This is a genomic window from Streptomyces sp. NPDC046900 (genome assembly GCF_040644975.1).
Taxonomy (GTDB): domain Bacteria; phylum Actinomycetota; class Actinomycetes; order Streptomycetales; family Streptomycetaceae; genus Streptomyces.
On the sequence record NZ_JBEYXD010000002.1, the window covers coordinates 257,138 to 273,054 of the forward strand.

Annotated in this window: 17 protein-coding genes; 6 read left to right on the plus strand and 11 right to left on the minus strand. The window is 70.8% G+C overall.

The annotated features are described in order from the left end of the window. Window positions 1-147: 147 nt before the first annotated feature. From ABZ904_RS03300 to ABZ904_RS03310, 3 genes are read right to left on the minus strand one after another with little or no spacing between them, the layout of a single operon-like run. Window positions 148-906 (minus strand): DUF3710 domain-containing protein, encoded by a 759-nt coding sequence (locus ABZ904_RS03300; protein ID WP_359394614.1) that lies wholly within the window; start codon window positions 904-906, stop codon window positions 148-150. A gap of 1 nt (window position 907) precedes the next feature. Continuing rightward, window positions 908-1,423, minus strand: a complete 516-nt coding sequence (gene dut / locus ABZ904_RS03305) for a dUTP diphosphatase (RefSeq protein WP_359394612.1) — start codon at window positions 1,421-1,423, stop codon at window positions 908-910. After that, the gene (locus ABZ904_RS03310; RefSeq protein WP_360989720.1) at window positions 1,420-2,004 is read right to left on the minus strand and encodes a PaaI family thioesterase; all 585 of its coding nucleotides are present in this window, start codon (window positions 2,002-2,004) and stop codon (window positions 1,420-1,422) included. The genes dut and ABZ904_RS03310 overlap by 4 nt, the downstream gene beginning before the upstream one ends. Before the next feature lie 58 nt (window positions 2,005-2,062). Here ABZ904_RS03310 and ABZ904_RS03315 point away from each other — a divergent pair, with 58 nt between their 5' ends. Then, window positions 2,063-2,524 carry a DUF3093 domain-containing protein gene (locus tag ABZ904_RS03315; protein ID WP_361820849.1) on the plus strand — a complete coding sequence of 154 codons (462 nt, stop codon included), beginning with the start codon at window positions 2,063-2,065 and terminating at the stop codon, window positions 2,522-2,524. A 21-nt stretch (window positions 2,525-2,545) separates the two neighbouring features. On the opposite strand, the gene ABZ904_RS03320 is transcribed toward ABZ904_RS03315, so the two are convergent. From ABZ904_RS03320 to ABZ904_RS03335, 4 genes are all read right to left on the minus strand, one after another. Next, the gene (locus tag ABZ904_RS03320) at window positions 2,546-3,445 is read right to left on the minus strand and encodes a hypothetical protein (RefSeq protein ID WP_361820852.1); all 900 of its coding nucleotides are present in this window, start codon (window positions 3,443-3,445) and stop codon (window positions 2,546-2,548) included. Between the two features lie 13 nt (window positions 3,446-3,458). Beyond that, complete coding sequence (locus tag ABZ904_RS03325; RefSeq protein ID WP_003993510.1) at window positions 3,459-3,755, minus strand: DUF4193 domain-containing protein; 297 nt, start codon at window positions 3,753-3,755, stop codon at window positions 3,459-3,461. A gap of 391 nt (window positions 3,756-4,146) precedes the next feature. Beyond that, window positions 4,147-5,379, minus strand: a complete 1,233-nt coding sequence (locus tag ABZ904_RS03330; protein WP_359394652.1) for a HAMP domain-containing sensor histidine kinase — start codon at window positions 5,377-5,379, stop codon at window positions 4,147-4,149. Window positions 5,380-5,384: 5 nt separating this feature from the next. Further along, window positions 5,385-6,038 (minus strand): response regulator transcription factor, encoded by a 654-nt coding sequence (locus tag ABZ904_RS03335; protein WP_055494404.1) that lies wholly within the window; start codon window positions 6,036-6,038, stop codon window positions 5,385-5,387. Window positions 6,039-6,452: 414 nt separating this feature from the next. On the opposite strand from ABZ904_RS03335, the gene ABZ904_RS03340 reads away from it, so the two are divergent. Then, window positions 6,453-6,626 (plus strand): hypothetical protein, encoded by a 174-nt coding sequence (locus ABZ904_RS03340; protein WP_359394603.1) that lies wholly within the window; start codon window positions 6,453-6,455, stop codon window positions 6,624-6,626. 285 nt (window positions 6,627-6,911) lie between these two features. Here the strand turns inward: ABZ904_RS03340 and ABZ904_RS03345 are convergent, their stop codons facing one another. Both ABZ904_RS03345 and ABZ904_RS03350 read right to left on the minus strand, forming a co-directional pair. After that, window positions 6,912-7,730 (minus strand): inositol monophosphatase family protein, encoded by an 819-nt coding sequence (locus tag ABZ904_RS03345; protein ID WP_359394601.1) that lies wholly within the window; start codon window positions 7,728-7,730, stop codon window positions 6,912-6,914. Between the two features lie 8 nt (window positions 7,731-7,738). Next, window positions 7,739-8,866 carry a ferrochelatase gene (locus ABZ904_RS03350; protein ID WP_361820857.1) on the minus strand — a complete coding sequence of 376 codons (1,128 nt, stop codon included), beginning with the start codon at window positions 8,864-8,866 and terminating at the stop codon, window positions 7,739-7,741. A 243-nt stretch (window positions 8,867-9,109) separates the two neighbouring features. On the opposite strand from ABZ904_RS03350, the gene ABZ904_RS03355 reads away from it, so the two are divergent. The 3 genes from ABZ904_RS03355 (at window position 9,110) to sepH (ending at window position 13,113) form a co-directional block, all read left to right on the plus strand. Further along, entirely contained in the window at window positions 9,110-10,348 is a 1,239-nt protein-coding gene (locus tag ABZ904_RS03355; protein ID WP_359394596.1) for an MFS transporter, read from the plus strand. Beyond that, window positions 10,308-11,627 (plus strand): D-arabinono-1,4-lactone oxidase, encoded by a 1,320-nt coding sequence (locus tag ABZ904_RS03360; RefSeq protein WP_359394594.1) that lies wholly within the window; start codon window positions 10,308-10,310, stop codon window positions 11,625-11,627. Before ABZ904_RS03355 ends, ABZ904_RS03360 begins: the two co-directional genes overlap by 41 nt. Window positions 11,628-12,075: 448 nt before the next feature. Next, window positions 12,076-13,113, plus strand: coding sequence for a septation protein SepH (gene sepH / locus ABZ904_RS03365; RefSeq protein ID WP_360989708.1), 1,038 nt, complete (start codon window positions 12,076-12,078; stop codon window positions 13,111-13,113). Window positions 13,114-13,165: 52 nt separating this feature from the next. Here sepH and ABZ904_RS03370 read toward each other — a convergent pair whose 3' ends face one another. Further along, on the minus strand, window positions 13,166-14,017 hold the full coding sequence (locus ABZ904_RS03370) for a sulfurtransferase (RefSeq protein ID WP_359394590.1): 852 nt from the start codon (window positions 14,015-14,017) through the stop codon (window positions 13,166-13,168). A 334-nt stretch (window positions 14,018-14,351) separates the two neighbouring features. On the opposite strand from ABZ904_RS03370, the gene ABZ904_RS03375 reads away from it, so the two are divergent. Continuing rightward, a complete protein-coding gene (locus tag ABZ904_RS03375) occupies window positions 14,352-15,155 on the plus strand; it encodes a VOC family protein (RefSeq protein ID WP_359394588.1) in 804 nt (267 codons plus the stop codon). 65 nt (window positions 15,156-15,220) lie between these two features. Here the strand turns inward: ABZ904_RS03375 and ABZ904_RS03380 are convergent, their stop codons facing one another. Then, window positions 15,221-15,871 carry a thymidine kinase gene (locus ABZ904_RS03380; protein ID WP_359394585.1) on the minus strand — a complete coding sequence of 217 codons (651 nt, stop codon included), beginning with the start codon at window positions 15,869-15,871 and terminating at the stop codon, window positions 15,221-15,223. Window positions 15,872-15,917: the final 46 nt, after the last annotated feature.

Sequence of the window (15,917 nt, forward strand, 5' to 3'; positions counted from 1 at the left end):
CTTGTATGTGAACGATGAGCGTATTGTTGAACGCTCGCGTTGGCCGGAGACCATAGGTACAGACCAACTGACCGTCAAGGGGCCGCACACGAAGAGGCCGTACCCCTTGCGGGGTACGGCCTCGTGTCGGTTGTGTACGCGAAGCTGTCAGCGGACCTCGGTGATCTCGGGTCCCCGCTGCAACTGGCCCATGCCGCCCGAGAAGCGGGAGCCCTCCTCCTGCTGCACGCCCTCGGGCACCATCTGCGCGTCGTTGGGCAGCTTCAGGACGATCGGATCGCGGGGCGCCATCGGGCCCTCGCCGCGGACCACGACCGTGTCCCTGAAGATCTGTTCGAGCAGGCCCGCCGCCTGCGGCTGCACGGCACCCTGACCGGAGATCACACCGCGCAGGAACCAGCGGGGACCGTCCACACCGATGAACCGCACGACCTGGAATCCGCCCGTGCCGTCCGGCAGCTGCACCGGTACCTGAGCGCGCAGCTCCCAGCCCAGCGGTCCCTCGACCTCGTCGACGATGCCGCCCTGCTGGGTGATGCCGCTGGCGATCTCCTCGCGCACCTCGCCCCAGATGCCCTCGCGCTTGGGCGCGGCGAAGGCCTGCAGCTGGACCGCGCTGTCCCGCAGGACGACGGTGGCCGCGACGATCGCGTCTCCCGCGACCTCGACCCGCAGCTCCATGCCCTCGACCGCGGGCACGAGCAGACCGCCGAGATCCACCCGGCCCTCGCCGGGCTCCCGGACCTCGGTGCTGTCCCAGGGGCCGTCGGGCCGGGGCTCCGGTTCGAGCCTCACGCGCTCGTGCTCGACCTCTTCGTCCGCCTCAGTGTCGACACCGTCGACGACCTGCTCGGCCTCGCCGGCCGCGTCCTCGGCGGCATCCTTCTTGTTGCGACGTCCGAACACGTCACTGTCCTTCCCGGTCGGATACGACCGAAGCGTATCGATTCCCACCCGTTGTGCCGCCCATTGCGGCGTGACCGCCGGTGGACCCGAAGCCCCCTGCGGCCCGCGCCGAGTCGGGAAGCTCCGCCACCTCCTGGAAGCGGACCCTCTCGACTTGCTGGACGACCAATTGGGCGATCCGGTCGAAGCGCTCGAACCGCACGGACTCGCGCGGGTCGAGATTCACCACGATCACCTTGATCTCCCCACGGTACCCGGCATCAACCGTCCCCGGGGCATTCACGAGGGCGACACCGCAGCGGGCGGCGAGACCGGACCGTGGATGCACGAAGGCCGCGTACCCCTCGGGGAGCGCCACAGACACACCCGTGGGAAGTACGGCCCGCTCTCCCGGCTCGAGCTCGCAGCTTTCCGTGGTGCGCAGATCGGCTCCGGCGTCGCCGGGATGCGCGTACACCGGAAGCGGTACGTCGGGGTCGACGCGCCGGATCAGCACGTTCACGGGGTCGCTGCTCACGGATTCACCTCGAAGGCTCGTGCGCGCCGGAGCCGGTCCGGGTCGTTCATGGCCGCCTGGATCTCCTCGGGGCGGCCGTTGTCGATGAAGTGGTCGACCTTCACCTCGATGAAGAGGGCCTCCGCCCGGACGGCCACGGGCCCGTCCGGGCCGCCGATCCGCCCGGTCGCCCTCGAGTAGATCTTCCGTCCGGCCACAGCCGTCACCTCGGCCTCCAGATACAGCACGGTGTCCACGGGGACCGGCCGGACGAAGTCGGTCTCCAGCCGTCCCGTCACCGCGATGGTGCGCAGCAGCCAGTTCAGCGAGCCGAGGGTCTCGTCCAGGGCGGTGGCGAGGACCCCGCCGTGGGCCAGGCCGGGCGCTCCCTGGTGTGCGGGCTGGACGGTGAACTCGGCGGTGATGGAGACGTCCTCACCGGCCCGCGCCTGCAGGTGCAGCCCGTGGGGCTGCTCTCCCCCGCATCCGAAGCACTGCCCGTAGTGGGCGCCGAGGAGTTCGCCCGGTGCCGGGGCATCGGGGTGCCGTACGGGCGCCACGGCGTGGTCGGGAGGCGTCAGAGCTGCGGAAGTACCACTCACAGGCGCAGACCTTACCCGCGCGTGAGCGTGCTTCGGACACCGTGCCAAGCTTGGCTTCATGCAGCTCTCCGCGCCGCCGTACGAAGAACGTCTCACCGCGCCGCGGTCCTGGTGGCTGATGTGCCTCCTGACCGGTGTCGCGCTGGCCCTGATCCTGCTCCCCTTCGGCACGTTGCCGCTGCTCGGCGGGCTGGTCGGCGGCACCGCCGCCGCCGCGGTGGTGGCGAGCTCGTACGGCTCCCTCCGCATCCGCGTGGTGGGCGACTCGCTGATCGCCGGCGAGGCGAAGATCCCGGTGTCGGCGCTCGGCGACTCGGAGATCCTGGACGCGGAGGAGGCCCGTGCCTGGCGCACCTACAGGGCCAACACGCGCGCCTTCATGCTCCTGCGCGCCTACATCCCGACCGCTCTCAAGGTCGAGGTGACAGACCCACAGGACCCGACGCCGTACCTGTATCTGTCGACCAGGGAGCCGGAGAAGCTGGCAGCCGCGATCAAGGCGGCCCGGGCGCGGGGGTGACAGCGGGACCGCGCCGGCCCGTCAGTACCCCGGCGGCAGGGCGTCCTTCGGCTGCTCCAGCGGCGGCAGCTCCGGCAGGGCCTCCCACGGCACCTGCACCTTGCGCAGGTCCGACCGGACGCGATCCGCGAGCCGTCGGGTGTCCTGCCCGTTCATGACCGCCCCCACCGCGGCGCCCACCAGGAAGGGCATGAGACTGGGCAGGTCGCGCACCACCCGCTTCGTGATCTGCTGTCGCAGTCTGCGCTTCACCTGACCACCGAGGGCCGTGTCTATGGTCGACGGCCTGGTCACGTCGATGCCGCGCTCGCCCGACCACGAGCGCAGATAGGCGGTACTGCGCTGGGCGAGGTTCCCGGCCGGCCGCCGCCCGTACACCTCGTGCAGTTCGGCGATCAGTTTGATCTCGACCCCGGCGACGCCGGTGATCTCCGCGGCCAGTTCGGTCGGCATGGCAGGCGGCACGGGCAGCATCGCCGCGGCCCCGATGCCGGCCCCGACCGTGGCCGTCCCCCTCGCGGCGCCCGCGACCAGCTTGTCGGCCAGTTCCTCGGGCCCGAGGCCGGGGAACTGCCTACGGAGGGTCGCGAGGTCACGGACGGGGATCCGCGGGGCCGTCTCGATGACCCGGTCGGTCAGGTTGACCAGGGCCACCTTGGCCCAGCCACCGCCCTTGCGGACGCCTTCCTGGACCCCGTCCCGGACGGCGGCCGCACGGCGCTGCCACACGGGTACCGGCGGTCGGGCCGGTACCTCGGGCCCTTCCGGGGCCGTGGAGGCTTGTGCCGGTTCGAGCGAGGCTGCTCCCGGATCGGAAGAGCCCCGCTCGTCGTCACGTGCGCCACGGGAACCCTCGGAGGGCTCCAGGTCCGCTCCCCTGTGCGGGAAGCGGCGCTTCCGCGGAGGGGTCGAGCCAGTCACGGCCGACCCGTCCTCAGTCGCAGTCGCGGCAGATCGGCTGACCGTTCTTCTCCCGGGCCAGCTGGCTGCGGTGGTGCACCAGGAAGCAGCTCATGCAGGTGAACTCGTCCTGCTGCTTCGGCAGCACACGGACGGCCAGCTCCTCGTTCGAGAGGTCTGCGCCCGGCAGCTCAAGGCCTTCTGCGGCCTCGAACTCATCGACGTCGACGGCAGAAGCGGACTTGTCGTTCCGCCTGGCCTTCAGCTCCTCAAGGCTGTCTGAGTCGACATCGTCGTCGGTCTTGCGTGGGGTGTCGTAGTCGGTTGCCATTTCGCTCTCCCCCTCTGGGTGTCTGCGGGTGTCTCCAGCGCACGTAACGCGTGAGAGGCCGGACTTGTGCCCGCCTCGAGGCGGAGATTTTGCCTCACATCAAGGTCTGTTACTCAATCGACACCCAACCGGACTCCTCAAGGGTGATCGGGTTGGATGGCGAACGGGACCGTACACGGTCCGTGTGCCCCAGTACAAAGGCATCTCACCGTGTACTTCCCGTGATCAAGGCCCGGGAAAACCCGGATTTTTAGGCTTTATGGGCACCCGAACGATCACAGAGAGTAGATGGCTGGAAAAACTTCGCTGTGATCGATCACACAAGGACAATCGAGGTCCCGGATCAGAAAATTCTGCGCAAAGCGAACATCCGACCGAGCCGACGCCCTTCTCAGGTGGGCAAGGTGACGCGCATCACCAGTCCACCGCCCTCCCGGGGCTGCGCGCTGATGTGCCCGCCGTGGGCGCGCGCCACGGACCGCGCGATCGACAGACCCAGCCCCACGCCCTTGTCGCTGCCCGTGCGCTCCGTACGGAGCCGGGTGAAGGGCTCGAAGAGGTTGTCGATCTCGTAGGCGGGGACCACCGGTCCGGTGTTGGAGACCACCAGCACGGCCTCGCCGTGCTGGAGCTCGGTCGTCACCTCGACCCAGCCGCCCTCCGGGATGTTGTAACGCACCGCGTTCTGAACGAGGTTCAGGGCGATCCGCTCCAGCAGGACTCCATTGCCCTGGACGACCGCCGGGACGCGCCGGCCGCGGATCTCGATGCCCTTGGCCTCCGCCTCGGCGTGCACCTGGTCGACGGCCTGGGACGCCACCTCCGCCAGATCGACGGGCTTGCGCTCGACGATCTGGTTGTCGCTGCGGGCGAGCAGCAGCAGGCCCTCCACGAGCTGCTCACTACGCTCATTGGTGGCGAGCAGCGTCTTGCCGAGCTGCTGCAACTCGACGGGCGCCGCCGGATCGGACAGGTGCACCTCGAGGAGCGTGCGGTTGATCGCCAGCGGGGTGCGCAGCTCGTGCGAGGCGTTCCCTACGAAGCGCTGCTGGGCGGTGAACGCCCGCTGCAGCCGCTCCAGCATGTCGTCGAAGGTGTCCGCCAGCTCCTTCAGCTCGTCGTCGGGGCCGTCCAGCTCGATACGGCGGGACAGGTCCGAGCCGGCCACCGCACGCGCGGTACGGGTGATCCGGCCGAGCGGCGAGAGCACACGGCCGGCCATCGCGTAGCCGAAGGCGAAGGCGATCACCGCAAGGCCCAGGAGGGCCAGCAGCGAACGGCTGAGCAGGTTGTCGAGGGCGTGCTGGCGCTGCTCGTTCACGCACGCGTTCATGGCGTTGTTGAGCTCGTTCGCCGTGGGGGACGCGGGGAAGTTGCAGGTGTCGCTGGCGACCTGACCCGAGAGGATCTTGAACGGCAGTTCGCTGCCCACGTTGAGCGCATGCGCAGCGAACAGATAGATGATCGACAGCAGCAGGATGCCGGCGATCAGGAACATGCCGCCGTACAGCAGCGTGAGCCTTATGCGGATGGTCGGGCGCAGCAACGGGAACGCGAGTTCCGGACGGCGTGGGTCCCACGTGGGCTTGGGAGGTGCCATGGGCGGTGCGGGTGTCGGCGACACGGTCATCAGATCCGGTATCCGGAGCCGGGCACGGTCACGATGACCGGGGGCTCTCCGAGCTTGCGGCGCAGGGTCATGACGGTCACGCGCACGACGTTGGTGAAGGGGTCCGTGTTCTCGTCCCAGGCCTTCTCCAGGAGCTGCTCGGCCGAGACCACGGCACCCTCGCTGCGCATGAGCACCTCCAGGACGGCGAACTCCTTGGGGGCGAGCTGGACCTCCTTGCCCTCCCGGAAGACCTCACGGCGGTTGGGGTCCAGCTTGATCCCGGCGCGCTCCAGGACGGGCGGCAGCGGCACGCTCGTGCGCCGGCCGAGGGCGCGTACGCGCGCGATGAGCTCGCTGAACGCGAACGGCTTGGGGAGGTAGTCGTCGGCGCCGATCTCCAGACCCTCCACGCGGTCGCTGACGTCGCCCGAAGCGGTGAGCATCAGCACCCGGGTGGGCATGCCGAGCTCGACGATCTTGCGGCAGACGTCGTCGCCGTGCACGAGGGGGAGGTCGCGGTCGAGGACGACCACGTCGTAGTCGTTGACGCCGATGCGCTCCAGGGCGGCCGCACCGTCGTACACGACGTCGACGGCCATGGCCTCCCGGCGCAGCCCCGTGGCCACCGCATCGGCGAGCAGTTGCTCGTCCTCGACGACGAGTACGCGCACGTCGCTTGTCCTTCCTCTGTCCACCCGCGTCACCCGATTGCGGGCAGCCCACGGGCAGGTCTGTCGTGGATGAGCTCCATCCTGCCCTTTTCGGCCGTAAACCGGCTGTAAGACGGGGTGAGGCGCTCCGCCATACCGGGGCGGCGGTCCGGGAATGAGAAAAAATCTCGGGCGGTTGAGGTTTCCGTGGAAGGGCGCGGGGGGAGGACGGCTTTACACCCCGCGATCACGCTCTGCATGTGGCACACCACGATGTGGTCGGCTGCTCACCGCTTCCCGCAGGGCGGGCGTGGGTGTCCGGCACCGTCGCCGCCCAGCCAGGGCTGCGCTGGGCACCCAGTGGAGACGTGATCGACCTTCCCAACGGCACACCCCCGTGCCATCGACCCACGACCCAGGACGAGGGGGCGCAGCATGGACGCATTCACCGCAGGACTTCTGCAGCGCATACGGGCGACCGAGTCCGACCTGACGCGGGCGCGCGAAACCGGCGACGACTTCCTCGCGGAGGTCGAGCAGTCGGAGCTCGACGACCTGATTCGCCTTGCCGCCGAGCACGGTGTGGAAGTCGGCGCGACGCGCGTCTGATCAGCTCGCACCAAGCGGGCCCCGGCAGATCCAGGCCGGGCCCGCTTCGCGTGCCTGGGCTGGGGGAGCGAAGGCCCGGGCCCGGCACTGCCCCGGAGGCGGGATCGCCGGAGCCCGGTCGGGTGGGCGGCCGAGTGGGTGATCCTGCCGAAGCCACGCACGGACCACCGGGCGGTCCGTCGAGCGCGCTCCCCCGGCCGGCGCACGCCCGTCGATCCGGCCCGGGGACCCGCCCACGAGCCTCAGGCCAGGGTCCTGGGGTCCCGCACGGGCCGGGTGGGCACCTCAGTCGTGCCACGCTCCCAGCTCGTCCAGCCGGGCCTGGAGCCGCTCGAAGAGACCCGGTGGGGCGGCGATCGTCAAGGCCGGGGAGATCGGCTCCCCGGGGCGGCCGCCGGTCAGCGCGCCCGCCTCGCGCGCGATCAGGTCGCCGGCCGCGTAGTCCCAGGGGTTCAGCCCCCGCTCGTAGTACGCGTCCAGGCGGCCCGCCGCCACATCGCACAGGTCGATCGCGGCCGAGCCGCCCCGCCGGATGTCCCGCACCTCGGGGATCAGCCGACGGGCCACCTCGGCCTGCTGGGCCTTGCGCTCGGCGAGATAGCCGAAACCGGTGCTCACCAGGGCCAGGCCGAGCTCGGCCGCTGGACGCACCCGCGCGGGGCGGTCGTTCACGAACGCACCCTCGCCCTGGACGGCCCGGAAGATCTCCTCGCGCATGGGGGCGTGGACCACTCCCACCAGCGTCTCCCCGTCCTTGCGGGCGGCGATGGAGATCGACCAGCTCGGCAGCCCGTAGAGGTAGTTGACCGTTCCGTCGATCGGGTCGATCACCCACTCGACACCGCTGCTGCCCTCGACGCTGGCCCCCTCCTCGCCGAGCAGGCCGTCGTCCGGCCGACGGTCGGACAGGAGCCCGGTGATGAGCTTCTCGGCGGCGATGTCCATCTCGGTGACGACGTCGATGGCACTGGACTTGGTGGCGGCCACCCCGAGGTCCTCGGGGCGCCCGTCGCGCAGGAAGGCGCCCGCGCGGGTCGCGGCGTCCAGCGCGATCTCCAGGAGTTCGGCCTTCAGCCGCTGCGACGGCTCGGACTGCTCGGTCACGGTGTTCCTCACGCGTAGGGGCTGTCGGCGCCCGCGGCGGCGGGCCTGGGGGCACGGGCCGGGCAGCAGCCCACCGGACAGACGTTGTGGCTCGGGCCCAGGGCGCCGAGGGCGCACGGGGTGGCCTGCTGCCCCCGCTCGGCCGTGGCGCGCTCGACGATCAGGTCGCGGACGGCGGCGGCGAACCTCGGGTCGGCGCCCCCGGTGGCCGAGCGGCGCACCGGCAGCCCCAGCTCCTGCGCCTTGGCCGTGGCCTCGGTGTCCAGGTCGTACAGCACCTCCATGTGGTCCGACACGAACCCGATGGGCGCCATCACGACCGCCGGGACCCCTGCGCCGTGCAGCACCTCCAGGTGGTCGCAGATGTCCGGCTCCAGCCAGGGGATCTGCGGGGCGCCCGAGCGCGACTGGTAGACGAGCTGCCAGGGGTGGTCGACGCCGGTCCGCTCACGCACGGCCTCGGCGATCAGCCGGGCCACGTCCAGGTGCTGCCTCACATAGGCCCCGCCGTCCCCGTGCTCCTCGGCCGGGCCGGAGGTATCAGCCGCCGACGTGGGGATGGAGTGGGTGCTGAAGGCGATGTGGGCGCCGTCCCGGACGTCCTCGGGGAGGTCGGCCAGGGACTTCAGGACGCCCTCGATCATGGGCTCCACGAAGCCGGGGTGGTTGAAGTAGTGCCGCAGTTTGTCGATCCGCGGCAGCTCGAGGCCCTCGCCCTCCAGGGCGGCCAGCGCCCCCGCGAGGTCCTCGCGGTACTGGCGGCAGCCGGAGTAGGACGCGTACGCGCTCGTGGCCAGGACCAGAATGCGGCGGTGGCCGTCGGCGACCATGTCGTGCAGGGTGTCGGTCACGTAGGGCGCCCAGTTGCGGTTGCCCCAGTAGACGGGCAGGTCCAGGCCGTGGTCGGCGAAGTCCTTGCGGATCGCGTCGAGAAGGGCGCGGTTGTGGCTGTTGATGGGGCTGACCCCGCCGAAGAGGAAGTAGTGCTGCCCCACCTCCTTCAGGCGCTCCTTGGGGATACCCCGGCCTCGCGTCACGTTCTCCAGGAACGGGACCACGTCGTCCGGGCCCTCCGGGCCTCCGAACGAGAGGAGCAGCAGGGCGTCGTACGGTCTGGCGTCTAGTGCGTCGGGCATGTCTACGATCCTGCCACCCGCCTCCGGCAACGCTCCTGCCACCCGCCCGTGCCGGGCAGCCGTTCACGGATGATCGACCGGGCGTTCGGTGCACCGTGGTCCGCCGGTACCGGAACCGGGTCTACTGAGGCGGACCACCGGTACCGTCCGCACACTGGTGCGGACGGTGAGCTGCGCATACGTTAGGGTTGCCTATCTCGTAAGGTGCATGATCGCTTTTCATGCCTTACCATCGGAGACCCCGTGCCCAGCCCCTATCGCGCCTTGTTCGCCGCTCCCGGTTCCAAGGGTTTCTCCACCGCCGGCTTCCTCGGCCGGATGCCTCTGTCGATGATGGGCATCGGCGTGGTGACGATGATCTCCCAGCTCACCGGGCGCTACGGGCTCGCGGGGGCGCTCTCCGCCACCATCGCGCTCTCCGCCGCCGCGGTCGGACCGCAGGTCTCGCGTCTGGTGGACCGGTACGGGCAGCGCCGGATACTGCGCCCCGCGACGCTCTGCGCCCTGACCGCGGCCACCGGGCTGCTCCTCACCGCGTATCTGAACGGGCCGGACTGGGTGCTGTTCGTGTGCGCCGCGGGCATCGGCGCCGTGCCGAGCCTCGGCGCCATGATCAGGGCCCGCTGGGCGGCCCTGTACCGGGGCACTCCGCAGCTGCACACCGCCTACTCGTTCGAGTCGGTGGTGGACGAGGTCTGCTTCATCTTCGGACCGATCATCTCCATCGGCCTGTCCACGAGTTGGTTCCCGGAGGCCGGGCCGCTGCTCGCCGCGTGCTTCCTCGCGGCGGGCGTCTTCTGGCTGACCGCACAGCGCGCCACCGAGCCCGAGCCGCACCCGCGAGAGCACCACACCGGCGGCACCGCGCTGCGCTCACCGGGACTGCGGGTGCTCGTCGCCACGTTCGTGGCCACCGGCACCATCTTCGGCGCGGTCGACGTGGTGACCGTCGCCTTCGCCGACGAGCAGGGCCACAAGGCCGCGGCGAGCGTCGTCCTGGCGCTGTACGCGGCGGGTTCCTGCGTCGCCGGCCTCGTCTTCGGCCTGCTCCGCTTCACCGGGGCGCCGGAACGCAGATGGCTGCTGGGCATATGTGCCATGGCCGTGAGTATGATCCCCCTCCTACTGGTCGGAAACTTGCTGTTTCTGGCCGTGGCGCTGTTCGTTGCGGGCCTGTCCATCGCACCCACGATGATCACGACGATGGCCCTCATCGAGCGGCACGTACCACGCGCGCATCTGACCGAGGGAATGACCTGGATATCCACCGGGCTCGCGGTCGGGGTCGCGATCGGCTCCTCCTTGGCCGGCTGGGTGATCGACGCGGCCGGCGCGAGGTCCGGGTACGGGGTTCCGGCGGTGTCCGGGGCCGTCGCGGTCGCGGTCGGTTTCCTCGGGTATCGCCGGCTGGGCAGGCCGGTTCCGCAGCGGGGAGGGCCCCATGAGCACCACAGTGAGCGGGAAGAGCGGCACGTGGCGTAACTGGGCGGGGAACGTCACCGCCCGGCCCCGACGGGAGGTCACCCCCGCGTCGGTGGAGGAACTCTCCGCCGCCGTACGACGGGCGACCGAGGACGGGCTGACAGTGAAGGCCGTCGGCACCGGGCACTCCTTCACCGCCGCCGCCGCGACCGACGGCGTACTGATACGCCCTCAACTGCTGACCGGCATACGCGGGATCGACCGCGAGGCCGGGACCGTCACCGTCGAGGCGGGCACCCCGCTGAAGAGACTCAACGCCGCGCTCGCACGCGAGGGGCTGTCGCTCACCAACATGGGCGACATCATGGAACAGACGGTCTCCGGCGCCACCAGCACCGGCACTCATGGCACCGGCCGCGACTCGGGGTCGATCGCCGCCCAGATCAGGGGACTGGAACTGGTGACGGCCGACGGCTCGGTGCTGAGCTGCTCCGAGAAGGAGAACCCGGACGTCTTCGCGGCGGCGCGCATCGGGATCGGCGCCCTGGGGATCATCACCGCGATCACTTTCGCGGTCGAGCCGATCTTCCTGCTGACGGCGCGCGAGGAGCCGATGCCCCTGGAGAAGGTGCTCGCCGACTTCGACGAACTGTGGGCCGAGAACGAGCACTTCGAGTTCTACTGGTTCCCGCACACCGGGAACACCAACACGAAGCGCAACAACCGCAGCCTCGGCCCCGAGAAGCCCATCGGACAGCTGAGCGGCTGGTTCGAGGACGAATTCCTTTCCAATGGGGTCTTCCAGGTGGCCAATTGGGTCGGCCGCGCCGCGCCCGCCACCATCCCGGCGATCGCCCGGATCTCCAGCCGCGCCCTGTCGGCCCGCACTTACACCGACATCCCCTACAGGGTCTTCACATCGCCGCGCCGGGTGCGGTTCGTGGAGATGGAGTACGCCGTCCCGCGCGAGGCGTTGACGGAGACGCTGCGCGAACTCAAGGCGATGGTCGACCGCTCGCCCCTGCGCGTCAGCTTCCCCGTCGAGGTGCGAACCGCCCCGGCCGACGACATCGCCCTGTCCACGGCGTCCGGGCGGGACACCGCATACATCGCTGTACACATGTTCCGCGGTACGCCCTATCAGGCATACTTCACCGCCGCCGAGCGCATCTTCACGGCCCACGAGGGACGCCCGCACTGGGGCAAGGTGCACACCCGGAACGCGGAGTACCTCGCCGAGGTCTACCCGCGCTTCGGCGAATTCACCGCTCTGCGGGACCGTCTCGACCCCGACCGGCGCTTCGGAAACGACTATCTGCGCCGCGTATTCGGCGCCTAGGGAAGGCATTTGACAGCCCCTCAGATTCGGTCGCCTTTCCGTCGCAGGGTGATTGCGGTGCTGCGCGTCGGGTGAGGTGCGCCACGTTTGACGGCCGCGAAACGCTGCAGTCGGCAGCCGAGTCACACCCCTTGCCAGAAGTCGGGCGGCGTGCCGATCTACTCAGGTGGCCCGAATGGAGTACTGTTGCGAGCCCTGGGTCCGGTCTCCCGCCAGGGCGTCCGGGGCCTTGCTGGACCGCCGGGAGGGGGGCTGGTTGCACAGGGTGACGGGTATCGTCACTTAGCGTTGCGAATAGGTAACCGTGCCATAACGGCGACCCAGGGCCCATGCCCGACACGCCGGGCAACTCGGCAAGGTTGTGGCAGGCTGCACCCGGGCAGGCCACACTCGACTAGCGGAAGCAGCGACGCACGTGACGTCGGCAGGCACCACCCGGGAGGTCCCCATGCCCGAACTGCGTGTCGTGGCCGTCTCCAATGACGGCACACGGCTGGTGCTGAAGGCTGCGGACAGCACGGAGTACACGCTTCCGATCGACGAACGGCTCCGCGCCGCCGTGCGCGGCGACCGTCCCCGCCTCGGCCAGATCGAGATCGAGGTGGAGAGCCATCTCCGCCCCCGCGACATCCAGGCCCGTATACGCGCCGGTGCGACCGCCGAAGAGGTGGCGCAGCTCGCCGGGATCCCCGTCGACCGCGTACGGCGCTTCGAGGGCCCTGTGCTGGCTGAGCGCGCCTTCATGGCCGAGCGGGCCCGCAAGACACCCGTGCGCCGGCCCGGCGAGAACGCCGGTCCCCAGCTCGGCGAGGCCGTCCAGGAGCGGTTGCTGCTGCGGGGCGCCGAGAAGGACACCGTCCAGTGGGATTCCTGGCGCCGCGACGACGGCACCTGGGAGGTGCTGCTCGTCTACCGGGTCGCGGGTGAGACGCACTCGGCGAGCTGGACGTACGACCCGCCCCGGCGGCTCGTCCAGGCGGTCGACGACGAGGCGCGGTCGCTGATCGGCGAGTCCGACGACTTCTCGGCAGCCGAGCCGAGTTACCCCTTCAAGCCGCGGATCGCCCGGCTGCCGCGTGACGGCAGGATGGACCGCGCCCTGGAGCGCCAGGCGGAGCGACCCGTCCTGCCGGCGCAGTCGTCCGAACCGCCGGAGGAGAGCACCGGTGAGCGGGACTCGCTCACCAGTCTTCTGGAGGCGGTGCCCAGCTTCCGCGGCGACCTGGTGGTGCCGGAGCGGCCCGCCGAGCCGCAGGAGGAGCCCGTCCAGGAGCCCGCGGCGGAGGAGCCGGCGGCGCCCGCGGCCTCGGCCGGCTCCGCCTACGCGGACGTCCTGATGCCGCGCAGCGTCGGCAGCCACCATGACCGTCTGATCGGTGCGACGGACCGCCAGGCCGAGGCGGACGGCGTCCGGCCGGGTCGCAGAGCGGCGGTACCCAGCTGGGACGAGATCGTCTTCGGCACCCGGCGCAAGAAGCAGGACTGACCCGACGTCCGGGGGCGGGGTCCACGCGGTCGCGTGGACCCCGCCCTCGCGTTCACTGCGGGTCGGGACCGACCGCGACGGGGCGGCCGGTGTTGCCGGACCACTCCGACCACGACCCCACGTACAGCGCGGCCGTGATCCCGGCGACCGCCAGCGCCAGCACCTCGTGGGCCGCGGAGACACCCGAACCGCAGTACACGCCGACCTCGGTGCCCTCCCTGGCACCCAGCGACTTGAAACGGCCGACGAGCTCTACGGCCGGCCGGAACAGGCCGTCCTCATCGACGTTCTCGGACGTCGGCGCCGACACCGCACCCGGAATGTGGCCGCCCACGGGGTCGATCGGTTCCACCTCGCCCCGGTAGCGCTCACCGGCCCGCGCATCGAGGAGCACCCCGGTCCGGGCGAGTGCCGCGGCACCGTCGGCGTCCAGGAGCGGCAGGGCCCCCGGCAGGGGCCGGAAGTCACCGGGCGCCGGCTCCTCGGCCCCCGTGGCGAGCGGTCCCTGCCATGCGGGGAGTCCACCGTCGAGCACCCGGACGTCCGGGTGCCCGGTCCAGCGCAGCATCCACCACGCACGTGCGGCGGCCCAGCCCTGGCCGCCGTCGTACACGACGACCGGCCGCTCCGAGGAGACGCCGGCGGCCCGCATGGCAGCGCCGAAACGCTCCGTGCCGGGCAGCGGATGCCGCCCGGCGGGGCCGGGCGGATCCGCGAGATCGGCGTCCAGGTCCACGAAGACGGCGCCCGGAATGTGACCGGCGGCGTGGGCGGCGCGGCCGTCGAAAGCAGGAGCGCCGGACGCCGCCGCGGCGGTCAACTGCCAGCGGATGTCCAGCAGCGTCGGCGGCTGCGGCCCCGCCAAGTCGCTCGCGAGTTCGGATGCGGAGATGATGGCCTTCATGGCCCCCATCCTCGCGCACGGGGTGGCCGAGTCGCTCAGGTCCGGCTACTCTGCTCCGCCGGACAGGTCCGGTCACCGCGTGTACGGGGTTGGGTACATGCTGTACAGCCGATGCTCACGGCCGGCACGCCGCATCGGCCGGGAAACGGGACGGGACATCGCGCATCGGGCAGGGGCACCTCGGGCCGCCGGGCGCCTCGCCACGGCGCGGCCGGACCGTAGGACGCGACCGGTGGTGCGAGCATCGACACGAGGCGTGCCCCTGCGCGCGCGGCGCACGGGCACGCGGGCGGAAGCTGAGCGGCCGCCATGAGGGGCCGAGGAGAGAGTGACGATGACCGAGGCACGGGGGTCGGCGGGCCTGACCGGCACGACGCATGAGAGGCACGCACCCGGTACGCCGTGCTGGGTGAGTCTGATGGTGCACGGGATGGCCGCGACCCAGGAGTTCTACGGGGCGCTGTTCGGCTGGGAGTTCCGGCCCGGACCACAGCCGCTCGGACCATATGTGCGGGCCGTGCTGAACGGCTACGAGGTGGCGGGCATCGGCCAGCTGCCGCTGGACCGCCATCTGACCATCGCCTGGACGCCGTACCTCGGCTCGGACGACGTCGACGTGACCGCCGAGCAGGTACGCAGCTGCGGCGGAACCGTGGGCGTGGGCCCCCTGGACGCGGCCGAGGCCGGACGGCTGGCCATAGCCTGCGACCCGATGGGCGCGGTGTTCGGCATCTGGCAGGCTGCCGACCACCTCGGCACGGGCCTGACCGGAGTACCCGGCACCCCGGTCTGGAACGAGCTCCTCACCTACGACACGGCGAGTGTCGCCCCGTTCTACCGGACCGTCTTCGGCTACGCCGAGGAGCCGGTCGTCTCCCCCGACTTCGACTACATCACCCTCCACATCGAGGGCCGTCCGGTCGCCGGCATCCACGGTGTCGGGCAGGCACTGCCCCGCGACCGGGGCGCGCACTGGATGACGTACTTCCAGGTCGTGGACGCCGACCGGGCGGCCGAACGGGTCACCGAGCTGGGCGGCCACATCGTGCGCGCCATGTGCAACACGGCCCTGGGTCACATGATCACGGTCGCCGACCCGGAGGGCGCGACGTTTTCGGTGGTCAGCCCGCTGGGCTGACCTTTCGGGTGAACTGGCCCGGCCTTTCGGGTGAAACGGCTGTTCTTTCGGGTGAGTCCTGGACGTCAGGTGGACGACACGGGGAGGACGTCCGGGGACAGGGCCGCCGCGCGGGCGGTCGCCGCCGTCATCCGGCGCCGGTGGTGGCGACGGCACAGGACCTCGTAGCCGATCTCGTCGGCGGACTGGTTGACGTCCCCCACGACCACCTGGGCACCCTCGACCACCATCGCCCCGCCGACCGTACGGGCGTTGTGCGTGGCGCGGGCGCCGCACCAGCACAGGGCCTCCACCTGGAGGACCTCGACCCGGTCGGCGAGCTCGACCAGGCGCTGCGATCCCGGGAAGAGCCTGGTGCGGAAGTCGGTGGTGATACCGAATGCGTAGACGTCGAGCCCGAGGTCGTCGACCACACGAGCCAGCTGGTCGATCTGTTCCGGCACCAGGAACTGCGCCTCGTCGGCGATCACGTAGTCCGCACGCCCGCCCTGCGAGAGATGGTCGACTACGTACCCGTACAGGTCCTGCCCGTCCGCCACCTCCACCGCGTCCGTCACCAGGCCGAGCCGTGAGGAGAGCTTGCCCTCGCCGGCCCGGTCGTCGCGCGTGAAGATCATGCCCTGCAGTCCCCGCGCGGAGCGGTTGTGCTCGATCTGGAGAGCCAGCGTCGACTTCCCACAGTCCATCGTTCCGGAGAAGAACACCAGCTCGGGCATGGGGAGTTGAGGACCTTTCGGGCAGGAATTCGGGGCGTGCGGATCT

Bases quoted from the DNA above. Each gene is read 5' to 3' on its own strand.
- ABZ904_RS03350 (WP_361820857.1), bottom strand. From the start codon at position 8,866: ATGCCCGACGCACTAGACGCCAGACCGTACGACGCCCTGCTGCTCCTC.
- ABZ904_RS03325 (WP_003993510.1), bottom strand. From the start codon at position 3,755: ATGGCAACCGACTACGACACCCCACGCAAGACCGACGACGATGTCGAC.
- ABZ904_RS03375 (WP_359394588.1), top strand. From the start codon at position 14,352: ATGACCGAGGCACGGGGGTCGGCGGGCCTGACCGGCACGACGCATGAG.
- ABZ904_RS03315 (WP_361820849.1), top strand. From the start codon at position 2,063: ATGCAGCTCTCCGCGCCGCCGTACGAAGAACGTCTCACCGCGCCGCGG.
- sepH (WP_360989708.1), top strand. From the start codon at position 12,076: ATGCCCGAACTGCGTGTCGTGGCCGTCTCCAATGACGGCACACGGCTG.
- ABZ904_RS03340 (WP_359394603.1), top strand. From the start codon at position 6,453: ATGGACGCATTCACCGCAGGACTTCTGCAGCGCATACGGGCGACCGAG.
- ABZ904_RS03360 (WP_359394594.1), top strand. From the start codon at position 10,308: ATGAGCACCACAGTGAGCGGGAAGAGCGGCACGTGGCGTAACTGGGCG.
- ABZ904_RS03380 (WP_359394585.1), bottom strand. From the start codon at position 15,871: ATGCCCGAGCTGGTGTTCTTCTCCGGAACGATGGACTGTGGGAAGTCG.
- ABZ904_RS03370 (WP_359394590.1), bottom strand. From the start codon at position 14,017: ATGAAGGCCATCATCTCCGCATCCGAACTCGCGAGCGACTTGGCGGGG.